The 18,168-nt window shown below is 53.5% G+C and carries 19 protein-coding genes; 12 read left to right on the top strand and 7 right to left on the bottom strand.

Annotated features, from left to right (window positions below; translation table 11 throughout):
* Positions 1-65: 65 nt before the first annotated feature.
* Positions 66-734: a YecA family protein gene (locus tag BWI76_RS18300; protein WP_004136609.1), complete on the top strand. Its 669-nt coding sequence runs from the start codon at positions 66-68 to the stop codon at positions 732-734.
* Positions 735-764: 30 nt separating this feature from the next.
* Here BWI76_RS18300 and tyrP read toward each other — a convergent pair whose 3' ends face one another.
* Entirely contained in the window at positions 765-1,976 is a 1,212-nt protein-coding gene (gene tyrP / locus BWI76_RS18295) for a tyrosine transporter TyrP (RefSeq protein WP_024359887.1), read from the bottom strand.
* Between the two features lie 193 nt (positions 1,977-2,169).
* Here tyrP and BWI76_RS18290 point away from each other — a divergent pair, with 193 nt between their 5' ends.
* A complete protein-coding gene (locus tag BWI76_RS18290) occupies positions 2,170-2,409 on the top strand; it encodes a YecH family metal-binding protein (protein WP_004136615.1) in 240 nt (79 codons plus the stop codon).
* A 36-nt stretch (positions 2,410-2,445) separates the two neighbouring features.
* Here BWI76_RS18290 and ftnA read toward each other — a convergent pair whose 3' ends face one another.
* Positions 2,446-2,943 (bottom strand): non-heme ferritin, encoded by a 498-nt coding sequence (ftnA, locus tag BWI76_RS18285; protein ID WP_004136616.1) that lies wholly within the window; start codon positions 2,941-2,943, stop codon positions 2,446-2,448.
* Positions 2,944-3,364: 421 nt separating this feature from the next.
* Here ftnA and BWI76_RS18280 point away from each other — a divergent pair, with 421 nt between their 5' ends.
* Positions 3,365-4,003 carry an RpiB/LacA/LacB family sugar-phosphate isomerase gene (locus BWI76_RS18280; protein ID WP_004136617.1) on the top strand — a complete coding sequence of 213 codons (639 nt, stop codon included), beginning with the start codon at positions 3,365-3,367 and terminating at the stop codon, positions 4,001-4,003.
* Between the two features lie 47 nt (positions 4,004-4,050).
* On the opposite strand, the gene BWI76_RS18275 is transcribed toward BWI76_RS18280, so the two are convergent.
* On the bottom strand, positions 4,051-5,475 hold the full coding sequence (locus tag BWI76_RS18275) for an MFS transporter (RefSeq protein ID WP_004136618.1): 1,425 nt from the start codon (positions 5,473-5,475) through the stop codon (positions 4,051-4,053).
* Between the two features lie 209 nt (positions 5,476-5,684).
* On the opposite strand from BWI76_RS18275, the gene azuC reads away from it, so the two are divergent.
* On the top strand, positions 5,685-5,768 hold the full coding sequence (gene azuC, locus BWI76_RS28190; protein ID WP_004136622.1) for a stress response protein AzuC: 84 nt from the start codon (positions 5,685-5,687) through the stop codon (positions 5,766-5,768).
* A gap of 78 nt (positions 5,769-5,846) precedes the next feature.
* On the top strand, positions 5,847-6,098 hold the full coding sequence (locus BWI76_RS18270; RefSeq protein WP_004103438.1) for a DUF2766 family protein: 252 nt from the start codon (positions 5,847-5,849) through the stop codon (positions 6,096-6,098).
* Between the two features lie 46 nt (positions 6,099-6,144).
* Here BWI76_RS18270 and BWI76_RS18265 read toward each other — a convergent pair whose 3' ends face one another.
* Complete coding sequence (locus BWI76_RS18265) at positions 6,145-7,656, bottom strand: MFS transporter (RefSeq protein WP_004136624.1); 1,512 nt, start codon at positions 7,654-7,656, stop codon at positions 6,145-6,147.
* Between the two features lie 303 nt (positions 7,657-7,959).
* Positions 7,960-8,463, bottom strand: a complete 504-nt coding sequence (locus tag BWI76_RS18260; protein ID WP_004136625.1) for a non-heme ferritin-like protein — start codon at positions 8,461-8,463, stop codon at positions 7,960-7,962.
* A 539-nt stretch (positions 8,464-9,002) separates the two neighbouring features.
* Between BWI76_RS18260 and BWI76_RS18255 the strand changes: the two genes are divergently transcribed.
* From BWI76_RS18255 to otsA, 6 genes are all read left to right on the top strand, one after another.
* Complete coding sequence (locus BWI76_RS18255; protein WP_004136626.1) at positions 9,003-9,575, top strand: DJ-1/PfpI family protein; 573 nt, start codon at positions 9,003-9,005, stop codon at positions 9,573-9,575.
* Between the two features lie 273 nt (positions 9,576-9,848).
* A complete protein-coding gene (locus tag BWI76_RS18250) occupies positions 9,849-10,829 on the top strand; it encodes an arabinose ABC transporter substrate-binding protein (RefSeq protein WP_024359886.1) in 981 nt (326 codons plus the stop codon).
* A 61-nt stretch (positions 10,830-10,890) separates the two neighbouring features.
* On the top strand, positions 10,891-12,405 hold the full coding sequence (araG, locus tag BWI76_RS18245; RefSeq protein WP_004136629.1) for an L-arabinose ABC transporter ATP-binding protein AraG: 1,515 nt from the start codon (positions 10,891-10,893) through the stop codon (positions 12,403-12,405).
* A gap of 14 nt (positions 12,406-12,419) precedes the next feature.
* Positions 12,420-13,400, top strand: a complete 981-nt coding sequence (gene araH, locus BWI76_RS18240) for an L-arabinose ABC transporter permease AraH (protein WP_004136631.1) — start codon at positions 12,420-12,422, stop codon at positions 13,398-13,400.
* Positions 13,401-13,559: 159 nt separating this feature from the next.
* A complete protein-coding gene (otsB, locus tag BWI76_RS18235) occupies positions 13,560-14,363 on the top strand; it encodes a trehalose-phosphatase (protein ID WP_004136637.1) in 804 nt (267 codons plus the stop codon).
* Positions 14,338-15,762, top strand: coding sequence for an alpha,alpha-trehalose-phosphate synthase (otsA, locus tag BWI76_RS18230; RefSeq protein WP_004136641.1), 1,425 nt, complete (start codon positions 14,338-14,340; stop codon positions 15,760-15,762). The genes otsB and otsA overlap by 26 nt, the downstream gene beginning before the upstream one ends.
* A 28-nt stretch (positions 15,763-15,790) precedes the next feature.
* Here otsA and uspC read toward each other — a convergent pair whose 3' ends face one another.
* Positions 15,791-16,219, bottom strand: a complete 429-nt coding sequence (gene uspC, locus BWI76_RS18225) for a universal stress protein UspC (RefSeq protein ID WP_004122077.1) — start codon at positions 16,217-16,219, stop codon at positions 15,791-15,793.
* A gap of 128 nt (positions 16,220-16,347) precedes the next feature.
* Complete coding sequence (locus tag BWI76_RS28185; protein ID WP_155553276.1) at positions 16,348-16,506, bottom strand: hypothetical protein; 159 nt, start codon at positions 16,504-16,506, stop codon at positions 16,348-16,350.
* A gap of 75 nt (positions 16,507-16,581) precedes the next feature.
* On the opposite strand from BWI76_RS28185, the gene BWI76_RS18220 reads away from it, so the two are divergent.
* Entirely contained in the window at positions 16,582-18,165 is a 1,584-nt protein-coding gene (locus BWI76_RS18220) for an MFS transporter (protein WP_004136643.1), read from the top strand.
* Positions 18,166-18,168: the final 3 nt, after the last annotated feature.

Genomic DNA, 18,168 nt, shown 5'->3' with positions numbered 1-18,168 from the left:
CGGGTGGTTTTCTCTCGCTATTTCCGCTACTGTAAGCGCCATTTTTTACGACGATGAGCCTGTTTATGAAAACTGGACCCCTGAACGAAAGCGAAGTTGAATGGCTGGATGATATCCTGTCGAAATACGCGGTAGAAGGCACCATCATGGACGTTGCCGAGCTTGATGGGCTGCTGACGGCCATTCTCTCCGGGCCGACGGAGATTGAGCCCGCGCAGTGGCTGATTGCTATCTGGGGAGGAGCGGATAACGTGCCGCGCTGGGCCAACGATCGCGAACGGGATCGTTTTGTGAACCTGACGCTGCAGCAAATGAGCGATATTGCCGAGCGTTTAAGCGATTATCCCGATCAGTTTGAGCCGATGTTTGGCAGCCGGGAAGAGGAAGGGCAGGAACTCACGATTGTCGAAGAGTGGTGTTTCGGCTATATGCGCGGAGTGGGATTGAGCGACTGGTCCGCGCTGCCGTCTGAGCTGCAGGCGGAGCTGGACGCCATCGCCCTGCACGGTACCGAGGAGCGATTCGAGGCGCTCGATGAATTATCCGCCGAAGCGTTTATCGCCAGCGTTGAGCGAATTCGTCCTGCGGCCCTCGCGCTATACAACTACTGGACTGAGCACGCGCAACCGGCGGAAGTTCAGCAGCCCATCAGAAATGAGGCGAAGATTGGGCGCAACGATCCCTGCCCGTGCGGCAGCGGTAAGAAATACAAGCAGTGCTGTTTAGTGAAATAAAAGAAGGGGGCCAAATCGGCCCCCTCTTTTTTACCCCACCGCGGGCAGCAGGCCTGCGACAATCGCAAACTGGATCGCGACAATGCCGATTCCGCATAGCAGAACAAGCCATAGCGCGGGAGAACCGCCCGCCACCCGCCATGCCGCGTCGGGATGCTGCTGACGGCTCTTCATGACCAGCAGCGAAGGCAGCATGAGCGCGAGCACGGCCAGCGCGACGCCCGCGTAGCCTAACGCCATCACGAAGCCGCGTGGATAAAATAGCGCGAAGGCCAGCGGAGGCAAAAAGGTAATCAGACCGCTCTGTAACCGTCCTGCGGCGCTGTTCTGGCGTTGAAACAGATCGGCCAGATAGTCGAACAACCCAAGCGCCACGCCGAGGAACGATGTCGCCAGCGCCAGATCGGCAAACAAGTGTACCGCCAGCTCAACATGCGCCGAGGCAACCACTTCACGGATCGCTTCCAGCAGGCCATTAAGCCCGGCATTTTTTGCCAGCAGCGCGGTAAATACCGGGGAGTCAATACTGCCAAGCGTCGCCAGCTGCCAGAAAATATAGGCGACCAGGGGAATAAAGCTCCCGATGACAAATACCCGGCGCAGCTTGCGAATATCTCCGCCCAGATAACTCACAATACTGGGTATGCTGCCGTGAAAACCAAAGGAAGTAAAAATCACCGGAATGGCCGACAGCGCCAGTCCCTGCTGTAGCGGCAGAGTCAGCAGATTTATCTGGTGAATATGCGGCAGCAGAAGAGCCAGCATAATGGCGAGAAAGATAATTTTGGCGCTGAATAAAAAGCGGTTGAAAAGATCGACCAGCGAGGTCCCGATGCACACTACCGTTCCACCGATCCCGGTAAAAATCAGGACACCTGCCGCGGGAGGCAGGCGCCAGTCCAGCCACTGATTGAGGCTGGAAGCCAGCAGCTCGCCGGCGCCGCTGATATAGGCGGCGGTGAGCGCGTACAGCAGAAACAGCATGCAAAAACCGGTAGCCCACTGCCCGTAACGGCCCAGATAGCGAGCCGCCAGCGAACCCAGCCCCATATCCGCCGGCACGTGTTGATACACTTCCAGCAGCAGTAAGGCGGTGTAACACATCAGCGCCCACAGCGTTATCAGCAAACCTAAGGTGACGCCGAAACCGACGCCCGCCGACGCCAGCGGCATCGCTAACATCCCGGCGCCGATGGTGGTGCCGGCAACGATTAAAATACTACCCAGAGTGCGGTTCTTCACGCTTTTCTCTATCCATCACGGATTACACAATTAATTATGCCGCGCAGAGTATGTGAAATCAGTGAGTTCGTCAAATGAGGGTTACAGATAGCGTAATGAAAAATTTACACCACAAAGGGTTGCGCTAAAGCTGCGCTGGCGCAATAACCTGCCGCTGCGGCTGGTTTACTCTTCGGGGTTTACGGGAGGGGTTATGCCATCAATTCATGGTCACGAAGTGCTGCAAATGATGATTTCATCAGACGAGTCTTACACTGTTGCTACGCTGGAAGCGGCGATTATCGCCCGTTTCGGGAAAGAGGCTCGATTCCATACCTGCTCGGCGGAAAATCTGAGCGCGGCGGAGCTGGTGGCGTTTTTGCAGAAAAAAGGCAAGTTTATTGCCGCTGATGAAGGGTTTAATACGCACGAAAGTAAAATTTGCCGCCATTAATTTGGCAGCGAGCGCTGAGCCTCGCTGCCGTCTTTATTAATTTTGCGTATCGAGCGTTGCCAGCTCTTTATCAATAAAATACAGGCCTTCGCCGCTTTTGCCGGCGAGGGACAGTTTATCAATAACGGATTTAAACAGTTTCTCTTCTTCGTGCTGTTCAGCAACGTACCACTGCAGGAAATTAAATGTTGGATAATCCTGGCTGGTCATCGCCGCATGGGCCAGTTCGTTAATTTTCTGCGTAATCAACTGTTCATGTTCATAGGTCGCGCGAAACAGCTCATCCAGAGAGGTATATTCGGCAACCGGCGAAGCGATAGCGGTGATGCTGGGCAGGCTACCGGTATCGGTCAGATAGTCGAACAGGCGCTGCATATGGGTCATCTCTTCCTGCGCGTGGCGGCGCAGAAACGCGGCGGCGCCTTCAAAACTGTGATAGCTGCACCAGGCGCTCATTTGCTGATAAAGCAGAGAAGAATAAAGTTCGAGGTTCATCTGCGCATTCAGCTTTTCGATCATTTCATTTTTTAGCATCAGGCCGCTCCGGGAAAATAGAATTAAGGATTATTGTGCGCTCACTATAATTTGTTATTAATTTATTTGCAAAAAGTAAATTAATAAAATCATTTATTAATAATGCAAATGGGAATAACACGCATTGGCGATTTAAAAATAATGAGAATGGTTTTAATTTAATATTTTAAGCCATTAATCGGCAGATCAATTTTAGCGGCGAGAATTGACCTGCCAGGCAACCGTAACTGGATGAGCCTGAGATGGGCGCGGGGGACGACGCCTTACCGGCAGGGGACGGAAGTCAAAAGTGTGAGGCGAGATGCAATTTATAAAACAACTTTTCATAAAATTTGAAAGTATGTTCGTAAGGTAGTATTGTTCTTAGCAACGCTAACGAACTATCGCGGGAGTGCCCGCACAGCATTCAGGAGAGTAAAGCATGAAAATCGCACTGATGATGGAAAACAGCCAGGCGAACAAAAACGCCATCATCCTCAATGAGTTAAACGCCGTTGCTGACGAGAAAGGTTTCCCGGTTTATAACGTCGGGATGAGCGATGAAAACGACCATCACCTGACCTATATCCATCTGGGGATCATGGCCAGCATCCTGCTGAATTCGAAAGCGGTCGATTTTGTCGTGACCGGCTGCGGCACGGGCCAGGGCGCGCTGATGTCGCTGAATATTCACCCGGGCGTGGTTTGCGGCTACTGCATCGATCCTGCGGATGCCTTCCTGTTTGCGCAGATCAACAACGGTAACGCGCTTTCTCTGCCGTTTGCGAAAGGGTTTGGCTGGGGCGCGGAGCTGAACGTCCGCTTTATCTTTGAAAAAGCCTTCACCGGTCGCAACGGCGAAGGTTATCCGCCGGAGCGTAAAGAGCCTCAGGTACGTAATGCCGGGATCCTGAACACGGTGAAAGCTGCGGTTGTTAAGGAGAACTACCTGGATACGCTGCGCGCCATCGATCCGGAGCTGGTAAAAACCGCCGTTTCTGGCCCTCGTTTCCAGCAGTGTTTCTTTGAGAATTGCCAGAATAAAGAGATCGAAGCGTTCGTTCGCCAGATCGTCGGTTAATATCCGATCAGTATGAATTTTCCAGGCCAGCGCTGCTGGCCTTTTCTTTATCTACTTGTTTTGTTCGATACGCTGCTACCCGCTTCTCTGCTCAAATGCAGGCTATCAATCATTCCTACCAGGCAAATCAACGCAATAAAAATAAACGACAGGCGGAAGCTGATGCCCGGCAGGTGAGAAAGCGTAAACCAGTCGCTGAACGCTTCCCCAAGACGAATACCAATCGCGCCGAGCGTGATCCCAAGCCCAACGGCCAGCTGTGAAGCGGTACTGAACAGGGTATTGGCATAGCTCATTTGCGTGGCAGGTACATCGGCAAACGCGAGCGTGCTGATGCCGGTAAATTGGATAGAACGGAAAACGCCGCCAAGATACAGAATCACCAGGATCAGCCAAACTGGCGTTTGCGGGGTTAAAAAAGCGCAGGCCAACAGCGAGAAAACGTTTAATGCGCCGTTAATCAGCAGCAGGCGGCGAAAGCCCAACCAGCGGATCAGCGGCGTTGTGAGGGGCTTGATGGTTAAGTTGCCGACAAACACGGCCAGCACCAGCAGCCCCGAGTGGAAGGGGTCCATACCAAATCCGACCTGGAACAGCAGCGGCAGCAGAAACGGCACGGCGCTAATCGAGGCGCGGAACAGGGAACCGCCGTACATGGTGACCCTGAAGGTGGGGATCTGTAGCGCATCAAGGCGCACCATCGGCCACGCGGTTCGACGGAAATGCCGCAGCGAGAAGAGCATACAGCCAAGGCCTAACGCCAGCAGCGCCAGGGTGTGCCAACCCAGAGGCTGGCGCTCGCCGAGAAGCTCCATGGCGGCAACCAGGCTAATCATCGCCACCGAGGTGGCAAGAAAGCCGGGCAGATCGAAAGGACGGCGCTCATCTTCGCGAATATTGGGAATGATGCGCAGCGACAGGGCGATAGCGATAAGCCCGAGCGGAACGTTAATAAAGAATATCCAGTGCCAGCTGGCGTAGCGGGTAATAAATCCGCCCAGCGGCGGGCCAATAATTGGCGCGACCAGCGCCGGCCAGGTCAGGGTAGCAATCGCCTTAATCAGCTGATGTTTCGGTGTGGTTCGCAGCACCGCCAGCCGGCCAACGGGTACCATCAGCGCGCCGCCTATCCCCTGAAGAATGCGCATCGCGACGAACACATCAACATGGGTCGACAGCCCGCAAAACACCGAAGCCAGGGTAAAAATCGCCAGCGCCAGAGTAAAGATTTTCCGGGCGCCGAAACGATCGGCGATCCAGCCGCTGGCCGGTATCAGGACCGCAAGGGTAATAAGATAGGCGCTAATCCCGATATTGAGATCGACCGCCGTCACGCCAAAATCTTTCGCCATGTCGGGCAGGGCGGTGGCAATCACCGTGCCGTCGAGAAACTCCATAAAAAAGGCGCCAGCCACCAGCAGCGCAGGCCCTGAAAAAGAACGGTCATCCCTGGAAGAGGTGTTTGTACTCATTATTGTGTCGCTGCCATAGCAAAGAGAGCGCAGAGTTGTCCGCAGCGTTCAGTGCTTAACGCTTCGGTTCCGCTCACTGTTGTTTAACAATTAAATTATTTTTTTAAAAAATAGGTGATTTTGCGCACGTTTTGATTGATTTTTGTGATGTAAGTCATATTATAGCCGTAAAGACATTAACACCTGCATAACAAAAAATGGAGTCAACCATGAAACTGCGCAAAATCCTGAAGAGCATGTTCGAAAACTACTGCAAAACCTTCAAAGACGTACCGCCTGGCGGTATGTTCTGATAAAAAACCTGCTGCGGCAGGTTTTTTTATATTCCACGATTTAGGTTACTATTACGCTCCTGAAAAAAGGAGTGAAACATGTCTCAACATCTTACCGAACACGACGAACTGGTTTCTGACGTGGTTGCCTGCCAGTTAGTCATCAAACAGATCCTCGATGTCATTGATATTATCGCCCCTGTCGAGGTACGCGAAAAAATGACCACCCAGCTGAAAGCTATCGATTTCGCCAGCCACCCGGCGTCGGCTGACCCGGTGACCCTGCGGGCGGTACAAAAGGCCATCGCGCTGATTGAACTGAAATTCACCCCGCAGGAAGAAGCGCACTAGCTGCGTTAGCCCCGTCATCATTGCGATCGCGGGGCGTTTTAACCGATTAGTGGGATACGGCGGTTTGAATGGCGCCTTTCTGGGTATCTTTAAACAGCTTGCTGTTGCCCCAGCACTCTTCGTAGCGGTGGCCGACTAAATCTTCCACGATAAGGCGAACCTCCGGCGCGATATCGCCGATCTTACCACCTGCCTTAATGCGCGCGACCTCCTGCAACACCACCAGGTGCGCCTTGCGATCGAGCTTCATCTGCTTACTGAACACAATGGCTGCCAGAGCCAGCAGAATCACCCCCGCGCAGAACACAACCGCAATCGCGGTGACCGCGCTTTCAGGCTGCGTATGCGCCTTCGACTGGAATCCGTAGAAGCTGAGGATCGCCCCCATGGAAAAGACGATGATAGAGCGCAAAATTTTACCGGAGAAGGTCATTGCTCCCGCATAGATCCCTTCGCGGCGACGGCCGGTATAGATTTCATCGACATCCGCCAAAAAGGTGTAAACGGTCCACGGAATGTAGTACACGCCGCCGGTGCCCAGGCCGAACAGTACGGTAATGCCAAACATAAGAATGGTTGCCAGGTGTGCTGGCAGATGGAAGAACCACAGCGAGGTGTAGAGCAGTACGGCAAAGATAACCACGCTCAGCGCCAGAATATAAGGTTTACTGAAGCCTTTCTTCACGCACAGGCCGATAAACAGGGCGGTTGATACCAGCTGCAGGATGGAGTTCAGACTGTTGAGGCCGGCTACCATCGCCGGATCGTGCTGCAGCACGAAGATAACGAAGTAAGTGAAGATCGACGCAAACAGCCACTCGGCGCCGAAGCCGCAGAGATACATACCAAGGTGTTTACGGAATACGCGCAGATAAAACGTGGAGCGCATATCTTTCGCCAGCATCAGCAGCGTACTGAGCAGCCCCTTTTTCTTTCCCTTGCTCATTTCCTCTTCTCGCGGACGCTCCCAGCTGCAGTACCACAGGCAGGAGATGGCCACGATGAGAATGACGCCGTAGGTGAGCCCGGTCAGGAAGAACGGGGTCGCGGATTCTTTCCCATAGAGCAGGATAAACTGTCCCGGGATAAAGGCCGCCAGGAAGTTGGCCAGTTTGCCGAAAATCGCTTTGTAACCGGTCAGTTTCGAACGCAGTGAGAAATCGTCTGTCATTTCGGTCGCCAATGTTTCATAGGGGACCATAATCGAGGTATAAATGATTTCAAAGACGACGTAGGTGCACAGGTAGTACCAGAAGCCGAGGCCTTCTACCCACAGCAGCGGGTAGAACATCATCAGCGGAATGCCAATCAATAAAAAGAAGCGGCGACGACCGAAGCGTTTACCAAGCCGCGTTTTGCCAAAGTTATCGGTGAGATAACCCATAAGCGGGTTACTAATCGCGTCAATAATACTGGCGACGGAAAAGATAAAGGAGGCTTCGATCAGCGTCAGCCCGCAGAAGGTTGTATAAAAATAGAGCAGCCATGCGCCGCTGATCGCCAGTGCGCCGCTTCCCAGCAAATTCCCGCCGCCGTAGGCTAACTGATGGCGTAACAAAATCGGTCTTCCCTGCAGCCCCTGTGAGGCTGAAGCCGTATATCTTGCCATTAAAATAAACTCCGTGTTTTAAATTTTTGAAACACTGTTTTTATATTATTAACTCATGGTTTTAAACGTGATCCAGATCACCAATACCCTGCTAATTCCTCCGGCTGAGCGGGAATGAGATCTGGTTAAAACTTTTTAATGCTTTTCAGGAATAAAAAACGGCGCCGAAGCGCCGAAAAAGAGGGTGAGCAGGGGAGGTAGGATAAAGCGAGTGCGGGCGCGAACAGGCGACGTATCCCCGCCAGTATGGGGTTAGCCGCGCTGGTTGCTGACCAGATCGAGCAGGTAACGATCGGTTTGTTGTTCGCTGGTCCCGGCTTTTTCCGCATGGCGTACTTCGTCAAGAATCGTCTCCAGCAGCATGCCATCCCGATCCTGTTGTTCCGCAAGCAGCGTCAGAAAGCGCAGGGTTGGCGCATCGCTTTGCGCCTTCGCCTCTTCCGCCAGGCTGGAGAGTATGCTGCTGCGCTGCTGATAATCCTCAACGGTTTTGCTAAAGAGGTCTTCAAGCGATGTGCATTCAGCGCTATAGGTATCTTGCGCTTTGACCACGGGCCAGGCGCCTGATTTTTTCATAAAATCAAAGACCCGCATCGTCTGCGTTATGCTGGCTTGCGCTCGGTTACGGAGAAAAGTGGCGGTACCGTTCAACCGGTGCTGAGTACACCATTCGCTTAAATGCAGATATAAATTTGAGGTATGGAATTCAAGATTCATCTGGTTATTTAGCTTTTGGACCATTCGTGGAACGACCATAAAAATATCCTTATTCTCTTTGGAGGGGCTGGCGTCATATCCTGACGCATCTATAGCAGGGCTGCGTAGAAATTATGGGGCACAGGAAGATAGCTCTGAATAATAATATTCAGAGCTTCTACGTATGCCTGTGTATTAAATTTCTTATCTCAACGGATATAGAATAGCGCTATATTTCAATTAAGAAAACTCTCAACGTCTAATATTTACATTTGGTTACAGCATCGGTAGATATCTTTATATAATGGTTTTTTGTTAGAGAAAATGCTGAGATTTAGCATCGGATTTAAATTTATCTGGATGATTTTATGTATTTTTATTTCGATCTCTCACTAATTAATAGTAGTGCTAGTGATGTTAGTGAAATTTCGTTTTAAAAATAGTGATTCATCGTTCTTTTTTTTGTGGTAGCCTGCGAGTAAGAAAATCAGCGGGGTCGTTCTGACTCATGTAACAAAGAGCAGATGATGACGTTAATTTAAAAAAATGCTGTGTTTGTAAACACATTATTGCTACCTGGCTATCTGAAGGAGACGGAAATGAAAAAAGTTGCGGTGCTGCTGGCGCCGGGTTTTGAGGAAGGCGAAGCGATTGTGGTTATTGATATTCTTCGTCGCTTGCATCTCAATGTTGAACTGCTCGCCTGCGCCGAGTCGCGCGCGGTAGTGAGCTACCATGATATCCCCATGGTGGCGGACAGCACGCTAACGGAACGCGCTGGCGCGCTATACGACGCGGTGGTTCTGCCTGGCGGTCCGCAGGGAAGCGTGAATCTGGCCGCCAGTCAGGCCGTCGTGGCGTTTATCTCGGCCCACGATGAAGCAGGAAAGCTGATCTGCCCAATCTGTTCGGCAGCCGCGAGAGTCCTTGGCGGCAACGGCCTGCTGAAGGGGCGTCGCTACGTCTGTTCGGGAGAGCTATGGCAAGACGTCTCCGACGGCGAGTACGTTGACCAGGCGGTGGTGGAAGACGGGAATTTGATCAGCGGTAAAGGGTTAGGGCACGTTTTTGATTTTTCGTTCACCGTCGCCGCCCGTTTATTGGGGGACGAGGCACCTGTTCGCGATCATGCGGAGCACATTTATTGCCAATGGCGATCTCTCCAGGGATAACTCTGCTGATGATATAGAGAATATTGCTACGGCCCGCGCTAATTGTCTGACAATTAGCGCTTTTTTTATGTCTTTTTTCGCTGTTTATATGTACGCAATTACTGTAATTCCGCGATGTGATTGGGCTCTCGTATGGAGAAATAATTTCCGGTTAATACTATTTAAACAACGGCACTCATGATTGAGATTTTCCTAATGCCTTGTTTTTCGTCCGATAAAAAATTTAAGTCTTATTTTTCCCTACATAAAAGCGAATTAAAGCTGGAGTTTACCATGCACAAATTTACTAAAGCGCTGGCGGCGATTGGTCTTGCCGCAGTTATGTCACAATCAGCTATGGCTGAGACGCTGAAGCTGGGTTTTCTGGTGAAACAGCCTGAAGAGCCATGGTTTCAAACAGAGTGGAAATTTGCCGATAAGGCCGGTAAAGATTTAGGTTTCGATGTGATTAAAATCGCTGTTCCCGACGGCGAGAAAACCCTTAACGCGATTGATAGCCTGGCGGCCAGCGGAGCCAAGGGCTTCGTCATTTGCACCCCGGACCCAAAACTCGGGGCGGCTATTGTCGCCAAAGCGCGCGGCTATGATATGAAAGTGATTACCGTCGATGACCAGTTCGTCAACGCCAAAGGCAAACCGATGGACAGCGTACCGCTGGTGATGATGGCGGCCAGCGAAATCGGCGCGCGTCAGGGGCAGGAACTGTATAAAGAGATGCAAAAACGCGGTTGGGATGTAAAAGACACCGCGGTTATGGCTATCACTGCCGATGAGCTGGATACCGCCCGCCGCCGTACCACCGGATCTATCGACGCGCTGAAAGCCGCCGGCTTCCCGGAGCAACAAATCTATCGCGTGCCAACCAAATCTAACGACATCCCCGGCGCGTTTGACGCCGGTAACTCCATGCTGGTTCAACATCCGAATGTTAAGCACTGGCTGATCGTCGGCATGAACGACAATACCGTGCTGGGCGGCGTGCGCGCGACCGAAGGCCAGGGCTTTAAAGCCCCTGACGTTATCGGTATCGGTATTAACGGCGTTGATGCGGTGAACGAGCTTTCTAAAGCCCAGGCCACCGGCTTCTACGGCTCTCTGCTGCCAAGCCCGGATATTCACGGCTATAAAACCAGCGAGATGCTTTACAACTGGGTAACGAAAGACGTTGAGCCGCCGAAATTCACCGCGGTAACCGACGTGGTGCTAATTACCCGCGACAACTTTAAAGAAGAGCTGGCGAAAAAAGGGCTGTAAGGCCGGTTGACCGGGCCTCTCGCAGTGCGCGAGGGGCTCCGTACAGAAAAGCGGAGTCGTTATGCAACAGTCTACCCCTTATCTCTCATTTCACGGCATCACCATGACCTTCCCGGGCGTTAAAGCGCTGTCCGACATTAGCTTTGGCTGCTATGCCGGACAGGTTCACGCCCTGATGGGAGAAAACGGCGCCGGGAAATCCACGCTGCTGAAAATTCTCAGCGGCAACTACATACCGACGGCCGGCAGCCTGCAGATCCGCGGTCAGCAGATGACGTTCAATCACACCACCGAGGCGCTGAACGCCGGGGTGGCGATTATCTATCAGGAGCTGCATCTGATTCCGGAAATGACCGTGGCGGAAAATATCTACCTCGGTCAGCTGCCGCATAAAGGCGGGATTGTGAATCGGTCGCTGCTGAATTATGAAGCAGGCCTGCAGCTTAAACATCTGGGGCTCGATATCGACCCGGAAACGCCGCTCAAATATCTCTCTATCGGCCAGTGGCAAATGGTGGAGATCGCCAAAGCGCTGGCGCGCAACGCCAAAATTATCGCCTTTGATGAGCCGACCAGCTCCCTTTCGGCGCGAGAAATTGAAAACCTGTTTCGGGTGATCCGCGAGCTGCGCCAGGAAGGACGGGTCATTATTTACGTTTCCCACCGTATGGAGGAGATCTTTGCGTTAAGCGACGCCATTACGGTATTCAAAGATGGCCGCTACGTGCGCACCTTTGACAATATGCAGGAGGTTAACCACGACGCGCTGGTCCAGGCGATGGTGGGGCGCGAACTGGGCAATATCTACGGCTGGCAGCCGCGTGAATATGGCAAAGAGCGTTTGCGTCTTGAGCAGGTGAAGGCGCCCGGCGTGCGCCAGCCCGTCAGTCTGTCGGTGCGCAGCGGAGAAATCGTCGGCCTGTTTGGGCTGGTCGGCGCTGGGCGCAGCGAGCTGATGAAAGGCTTATTCGGCGGCAGCAGAATAACCGGCGGTCAGGTTTATATCGACGGCGAGGCCATTGATATTCGTAAGCCAGCCCAGGCGATTCAGGCCGGGATGATGCTCTGCCCGGAAGACCGTAAAGCGGAGGGCATAATTCCGGTCCATTCGGTGCGCGACAACATCAATATCAGCGCTCGCCGCAAGCATATTCTCGCCGGCTGCGTTATCAACAACGCCTGGGAAGCGCAGAACGCCGACCAGCACATTAAATCGCTGAATATCAAAACGCCCGGCGCCGAGCAGCTGATTATGAACCTCTCCGGCGGCAATCAGCAGAAGGCGATCCTTGGCCGCTGGCTGTCGGAAGAGATGAAAGTCATCCTGCTTGATGAGCCAACGCGCGGTATTGACGTGGGCGCTAAGCACGAAATCTACAACGTTATCTATGCATTAGCGGCATCTGGCGTCGCGGTGGTCTTTGCCTCCAGCGATTTACCGGAAGTTCTCGGCGTTGCCGATCGCATCGTGGTTATGCGTGAGGGTGAGATTGCCGGAGAACTGCTGCATGAACATGCGAATGAACAGCAGGCATTGAGCCTTGCGATGCCAAAAGTGAGCCAGGCGGTCGCCTGAGTAAGGAGTCTATGATGTCATCAGTTACTACTTCAGGTACTACCCGGTCGGCTTTTAGCTTCTCCCGCGTCTGGGATCAGTTCGGCATGCTGGTTGTTTTTGCGGTGCTGTTTATTGGCTGCGTCATTTTTGTGCCTAATTTTGCCTCATTTATCAATATGAAAGGCCTGGGGTTGGCTATTTCTATGTCCGGAATGGTGGCCTGCGGGATGCTGTTTTGCCTGGCATCCGGCGACTTTGACCTGTCGGTCGCCTCGGTTATCGCCTGTGCCGGGGTGACCACGGCGGTGGTGATTAACCTGACAGAGAGCATGTGGATTGGCATCGGCGCCGGTCTGCTGCTCGGGGCGCTGAGCGGTCTGGTAAACGGTTTTGTGATTGCCCGCCTGAAGATTAACGCCCTGATCACCACCCTGGCGACCATGCAGATCGTTCGCGGTCTGGCCTATATCATCTCTGACGGTAAGGCGGTAGGGATTGAAGACGAGCGCTTCTTTACTCTCGGATACGCCAACTGGTTTGGTCTGCCAGCGCCTATCTGGCTGACCGTAGCCTGCCTGATTGTCTTCGGCCTGTTGCTCAATAAAACCACCTTCGGCCGTAATACCCTGGCGATTGGCGGCAACGAAGAAGCTGCGCGTCTGGCGGGCGTGCCGGTGGTGCGGACCAAGATCATTATTTTCGTCCTTTCCGGCCTGGTTTCTGCCGCGGCAGGCATTATCCTGGCTTCCCGTATGACCAGCGGTCAGCCGATGACCTCGATTGGCTATGAGCTGATTGTTATCTCGGCCTGCGTGCTGGGGGGCGTATCGCTGAAGGGCGGGATCGGTAAGATCTCCTACGTGGTGGCCGGGATCCTGATCCTGGGGACGGTGGAGAACGCGATGAACCTGCTGAACATCTCGCCGTTCTCGCAGTATGTCGTTCGCGGCGTGATTTTGCTGGCGGCGGTTATCTTTGACCGCTACAAACAGAAAGCGAAGCGCGCCGTTTAATCCAGGTCAACTTTTCAGTTTAATCCTAATCCATTGCCAGCGCTCGTTGCGCTGGCAATGACTATCAAAAATGGCGAGGCTGGTCACACTGTCTATACTTACATGGCTACAATAAATTAACACCCAGCATGTTGCTGGCCATGATAAGGAGGAAACAGGGTGGCTGACCAGATTTATGTACCGCCTGCGTTAACCGGAAACTGCGCTTTTTTCTTTGACCTCGACGGTACCCTTGCCGGTATCAAACCCCATCCCGATCAGGTGGTCATTCCTGCCGATGTTCTGCAGACGCTGCGCCAGCTCGTGCAGCAGCATAACGGCGCGGTGGCATTGATTTCAGGGCGCTCAATGGTTGAGCTGGATGAGCTTACCCGTCCTTACCGGCTGCCGCTTGCCGGTGTCCACGGGGCTGAACGCCGTGACATCAATGGTAAAACGCATATTGTCTCTTTACCTGATTCCCTCCTGAAGGCGCTGTCGGCGGAACTGACCGCGGCGCTGGATGCGTTGCCGGGATGCGAACTGGAAAGTAAGGGGATGGCTTTTGCGCTGCACTACCGTCAGGCGCCGGAGCATCAGCACGCGGTGCTGGCGCTGGCGCAAGCCGTCGTGCAGCGCCATCCCATTCTGGCTTTACAGCCGGGCAAGTGCGTGGTGGAGATCAAACCGCGCGGAGTGAATAAGGGTGAAGCGATAGCCGCTTTTATGCAGGAAGCTCCATTCAGAGGGCGCAAGCCGGTATTTGTCGGTGATGATTTAACCGATGAAGCGGGTTTTAGCGTCGTCAATCAACTGAGTGGCGTATCGGTCAAAGTGGGCGGCGGCGAGACCCAGGCGCGTTGGCGCCTGCCGGATGTCGCCGCTGTTCATCTTTGGATTAGTAACATCGCGAATCATGGGCAACAACCAGATGCGCTAACCGACAGGAGAGATGGCTATGAGTCGCTTAGTCGTAGTATCTAATCGTATTGCCCCGCCGGATGATAAAAAGGCCAGCGCCGGTGGCCTTGCCGTGGGGATTATGGGGGCATTAAAAGCAGCCGGAGGATTGTGGTTCGGCTGGAGTGGGGAAATCGGTGATGACCAGCAGCCGCTAAAAAAAGTGACTCAGGGAAATATAACCTGGGCCTCTTTCAACCTTAGCGAGCAGGATCACGACGAATATTACAACCGCTTTTCCAACGCCGTGCTATGGCCCGCATTCCATTATCGTCTTGATCTGGTCGATTTTCAGCGTGAAGCCTGGGAGGGCTATCAGCGTGTCAACGCGAAGCTGGCCGATAAGCTGCTGCCGCTGATCGAAGCTGACGATATTGTCTGGATCCACGATTACCACCTGCTGCCGTTGGCCAGCGAACTGCGCCAGCGCGGCGTCAATAACCGCATCGGCTTCTTTTTACATATTCCGTTCCCGACGCCGGAAGTCTTTAACGCGCTGCCGCCGCACGCGGAGCTGCTGGAACAGCTTTGCGATTACGATTTACTGGGCTTTCAGACCGAGAGCGACCGACTGGCGTTTCTGGACTGCGTATCGATGCAGACCCGTCTGACGACGCGCGGCGGAAAAAAACATGTGGCCTGGGGCAAACCTTTCCAGACCGAAGTCTACCCAATCGGTATCGATCCGGAAGAGATAGCGCGCAGCGCAAAAGGGCCGCTGCCGCCCAAGCTGGCGCAGCTGAAAAGCGAACTGAAAAGCGTGCAGAATATCTTTTCCGTCGAGCGGCTGGATTATTCGAAGGGGCTGCCGGAGCGTTTTCTCGCCTACGAGGCGCTGCTTGAAAACTATCCGCATCATCACGGTAAGATTCGCTATACCCAGATTGCGCCGACGTCGCGCGGCGATGTTCAGGCCTATCAGGATATTCGTCACCAACTGGAAACCGCAGCCGGACGCATTAACGGCCGGTATGGCCAGCTGGGCTGGACTCCGCTTTACTACCTGAACCAGCACTTTGAACGCAAGCTGCTGATGAAAATCTTCCGCTACTCGGACGTCGGGCTGGTTACGCCGCTGCGCGATGGGATGAATCTGGTGGCGAAAGAGTATGTTGCCGCGCAGGACCCGCAAAATCCGGGCGTGCTGGTGCTGTCGCAGTTTGCCGGCGCGGCGAACGAGCTGCCGACGGCCTTAATCGTCAATCCTTACGATCGCGACGAGGTCGCCGCAGCGCTGGATCAGGCGCTAACCATGCCGCTGGCCGAGCGTATAGCCCGCCATTCGGCCATGCTGGCGGTGATTAAGGATAACGATATCCATCGCTGGCAGGAGCGGTTTATTGCCGATCTAAAGGAGATTGAGCCAGGCAGTGAGGAGAGTCACTTAGCGCGTAAGGTCGCAACTTTCCCCAAACTTGCCTGAGGCAACGACGGTTAGCGCTTCCCCGGCGCTAACCTTTTTCCAGACACACCAGCAGCACGTCAACGCCGCTGCTGCCAACGATATCTTTCGCCGAACAGGTTGCGCGAGAAAACAGGCTCTGGTTATGGTTACCGCAAATCACCAGGTCAACGCGATGCTGCCGACAAAAATCCTTCACGTGATGAGCAATCCCGCCGCTGGCGATGGTCATTTTTTCGATAGGGTAGTCGGCGTGGCGGGCGAGTTCGGCCAGAAAACCGCGCGTCTCTTCCTGCATGACTTCGCGTAAATTTTCCATCATCGGCGCCGCAAACTGGTTGTACAACTCCGGATCGGTTGCCAGCGTGATCAGGCTGACTTTCGCATTAACCGGACGGGCGATTGAGACGGCTTTCTGAATGAGGACCCGGCTTTCCGGGGTTGGCGCCACGGCGACCAATAGATGTGAGTAGGGCATCAAGCCTCCTTGAGATACGCGAAATAACCCTTTCTATTGTCTTTACTCCGATTCCTTAGCTTTCGCAAGGTTTATCCACGGCGAAAAACCAGGCGCAGATTCTCCTCGACGCAAGGTCTTTTTGGCTGTCACCTCGCAACTTTTGGTCCGATCTTTTGTATTAAAAGAAACGCTGTTTTATAAATCAGTGAGGCGCGTTCATCGACTCTTTGTGTTTTTGCCAGTGAACGCTTTTGGCTGGCAAAAATGAAAAGGTAACGCCGTTCCCATGTTCTTAATGTAGCCATGTATCAACCCCTTTTGGCTGAATGGGCCAAAAAGCGGTTCGGAGTTCTCTAAAAAAAGACACAGGATTTACGGCGATGAAAACACGTAAAATCGGTTTGGTTAACTACCTTGCCTATGGATCGGGCGATTTCCTTGGTGCGGGGACAACCGCACTTACAGCAGCATGGCTGCTCTACTTCTACACCACCTTTTGCGGTCTTTCCCCTATCGAAGCGACGCTTATTTTTGCCACCGCCAGGGTGCTGGATGCGGTGATCAGTCCGCTGATGGGCTTCCTGACGGATAACTTTGGCTCGACCTGGCTGGGGAAACGTTTTGGCAGACGCAAGTTCTTCATCCTGCTCGGCATCCCCTGCGTATTTAGCTACTCCATCATGTGGGTAGGGGATATGGGGTTCTGGTACTACCTGCTGACCTATCTGCTGTTTGATATTGTCTACACCATGATTCTGGTGCCGTATGAAACGCTGGTGCCGGAAATGACCGATGATTTTAAACAGAAAACAAAATTCTCCGGCGCGCGTATTTCAATGGCCCAGATGTCAGCGATTCTGGCTTCGTTCCTGCCGGGCGTGCTGCTGACTATCTTCGGCAAAGACAACGCCGTTTCTTTCTTTTACGCCAGCCTGGTGTTCTCGGTACTGTGCGCGATGATGCTGACATTTGTCTGGTTCTTTACCTGGGAACGCCCGCGTGAAGAGTGGACGGAAGCCGCGCTACGCGCTGAAGAGGAGAAACAAAACCTGACGCTGTCTCAGAGCCTTAACCGCCTGTTTATTGAGTTAAGTTCGACCCTGCGAATTAAAATTTTTCGTCAGCATCTGGGCATGTATCTGGGAGGCTATATCGCCCAGGATGTGTTCAATGCGGTCTTTACCTACTACGTGGTGTTTGTGTTGATGCAGGAAGCCTCGATGGCCTCCAACCTGCTCGGTACCATGGCAATCTTCCAGTTTATCGCGGTTATCGCCATGATCCCGCTGTGCATTCGCTTCGGGCCGGCGCCATCGTACCGCATGGTGGTGGTGCTGTTCGGCCTGAGTTCGCTCTCCTACGCGGTGCTGTACTACGCTGGCCTTAGCGATGTTTATTCGCTGCTGCTGCTGATATCCGCGGTGGCTGGCCTGGGGCGCGGCGGCATCAACTATGTTCCGTGGAACACCTACACCTATATTGCCGACGTGGACGAAGTGATCACCGGCCAGCGCCGCGAAGGCATCTTCGCCGGGATTATGACCCTGACGCGTAAGGCGTCCCAGGCCGGCGCGGTGATGCTGGTGGGGATCATCATGCAGATGTCGGGCTTTGTCTCCGGGCAGAAAACGCAGCCCTATGAAGTGAGCCATACCATTCTGCTGATCCTCAGCGTCGGTACTTTAGTGGTGCTGGCCTGCGGTTTCCTCGTGTCCCTGCGCTTTAAGCTCAATCTGCAAACCCACAGCGTCCTGCGTGCGGAAACGCTGAAAATGCGTGAATCAGGCCGCGCTCAGCCGGAACTGGCAAGCGCCGAGGATCGTGAAGTGGTGGAGATGCTGGCCGGGATGCCGTACGACGCCCTGTGGGGAAACAACAATATTGGTTATCTGAATCGGAATAAACCCGCCGCGCCAGCGCTGAAGCAGCGTTCAGCCATGAATTCGACATATAACAGAGGTTAAGGA

This window comes from Klebsiella sp. M5al, from assembly GCF_002090195.1.
Classification (GTDB): Bacteria; Pseudomonadota; Gammaproteobacteria; order Enterobacterales; family Enterobacteriaceae; genus Klebsiella; species Klebsiella grimontii.
Note: the sequence above shows the minus strand (reverse complement) of the source record. Positions and strands in the feature narration are given on the sequence as shown.

Coding starts and splice junctions, on each gene's coding strand:
- BWI76_RS18300 (WP_004136609.1), top strand. CDS start 66: ATGAAAACTGGACCCCTGAACGAAAGCGAAGTTGAATGGCTGGATGAT.
- BWI76_RS18290 (WP_004136615.1), top strand. CDS start 2,170: ATGCCATCAATTCATGGTCACGAAGTGCTGCAAATGATGATTTCATCA.
- ftnA (WP_004136616.1), bottom strand. CDS start 2,943: ATGCTAAAAAATGAAATGATCGAAAAGCTGAATGCGCAGATGAACCTC.
- BWI76_RS18280 (WP_004136617.1), top strand. CDS start 3,365: ATGAAAATCGCACTGATGATGGAAAACAGCCAGGCGAACAAAAACGCC.
- BWI76_RS18275 (WP_004136618.1), bottom strand. CDS start 5,475: ATGAGTACAAACACCTCTTCCAGGGATGACCGTTCTTTTTCAGGGCCT.
- azuC (WP_004136622.1), top strand. CDS start 5,685: ATGAAACTGCGCAAAATCCTGAAGAGCATGTTCGAAAACTACTGCAAA.
- BWI76_RS18270 (WP_004103438.1), top strand. CDS start 5,847: ATGTCTCAACATCTTACCGAACACGACGAACTGGTTTCTGACGTGGTT.
- BWI76_RS18260 (WP_004136625.1), bottom strand. CDS start 8,463: ATGGTCGTTCCACGAATGGTCCAAAAGCTAAATAACCAGATGAATCTT.
- BWI76_RS18255 (WP_004136626.1), top strand. CDS start 9,003: ATGAAAAAAGTTGCGGTGCTGCTGGCGCCGGGTTTTGAGGAAGGCGAA.
- BWI76_RS18250 (WP_024359886.1), top strand. CDS start 9,849: ATGCACAAATTTACTAAAGCGCTGGCGGCGATTGGTCTTGCCGCAGTT.
- araG (WP_004136629.1), top strand. CDS start 10,891: ATGCAACAGTCTACCCCTTATCTCTCATTTCACGGCATCACCATGACC.
- araH (WP_004136631.1), top strand. CDS start 12,420: ATGTCATCAGTTACTACTTCAGGTACTACCCGGTCGGCTTTTAGCTTC.
- otsA (WP_004136641.1), top strand. CDS start 14,338: ATGAGTCGCTTAGTCGTAGTATCTAATCGTATTGCCCCGCCGGATGAT.
- uspC (WP_004122077.1), bottom strand. CDS start 16,219: ATGCCCTACTCACATCTATTGGTCGCCGTGGCGCCAACCCCGGAAAGC.
- BWI76_RS28185 (WP_155553276.1), bottom strand. CDS start 16,506: ATGGCTACATTAAGAACATGGGAACGGCGTTACCTTTTCATTTTTGCC.
- BWI76_RS18220 (WP_004136643.1), top strand. CDS start 16,582: ATGAAAACACGTAAAATCGGTTTGGTTAACTACCTTGCCTATGGATCG.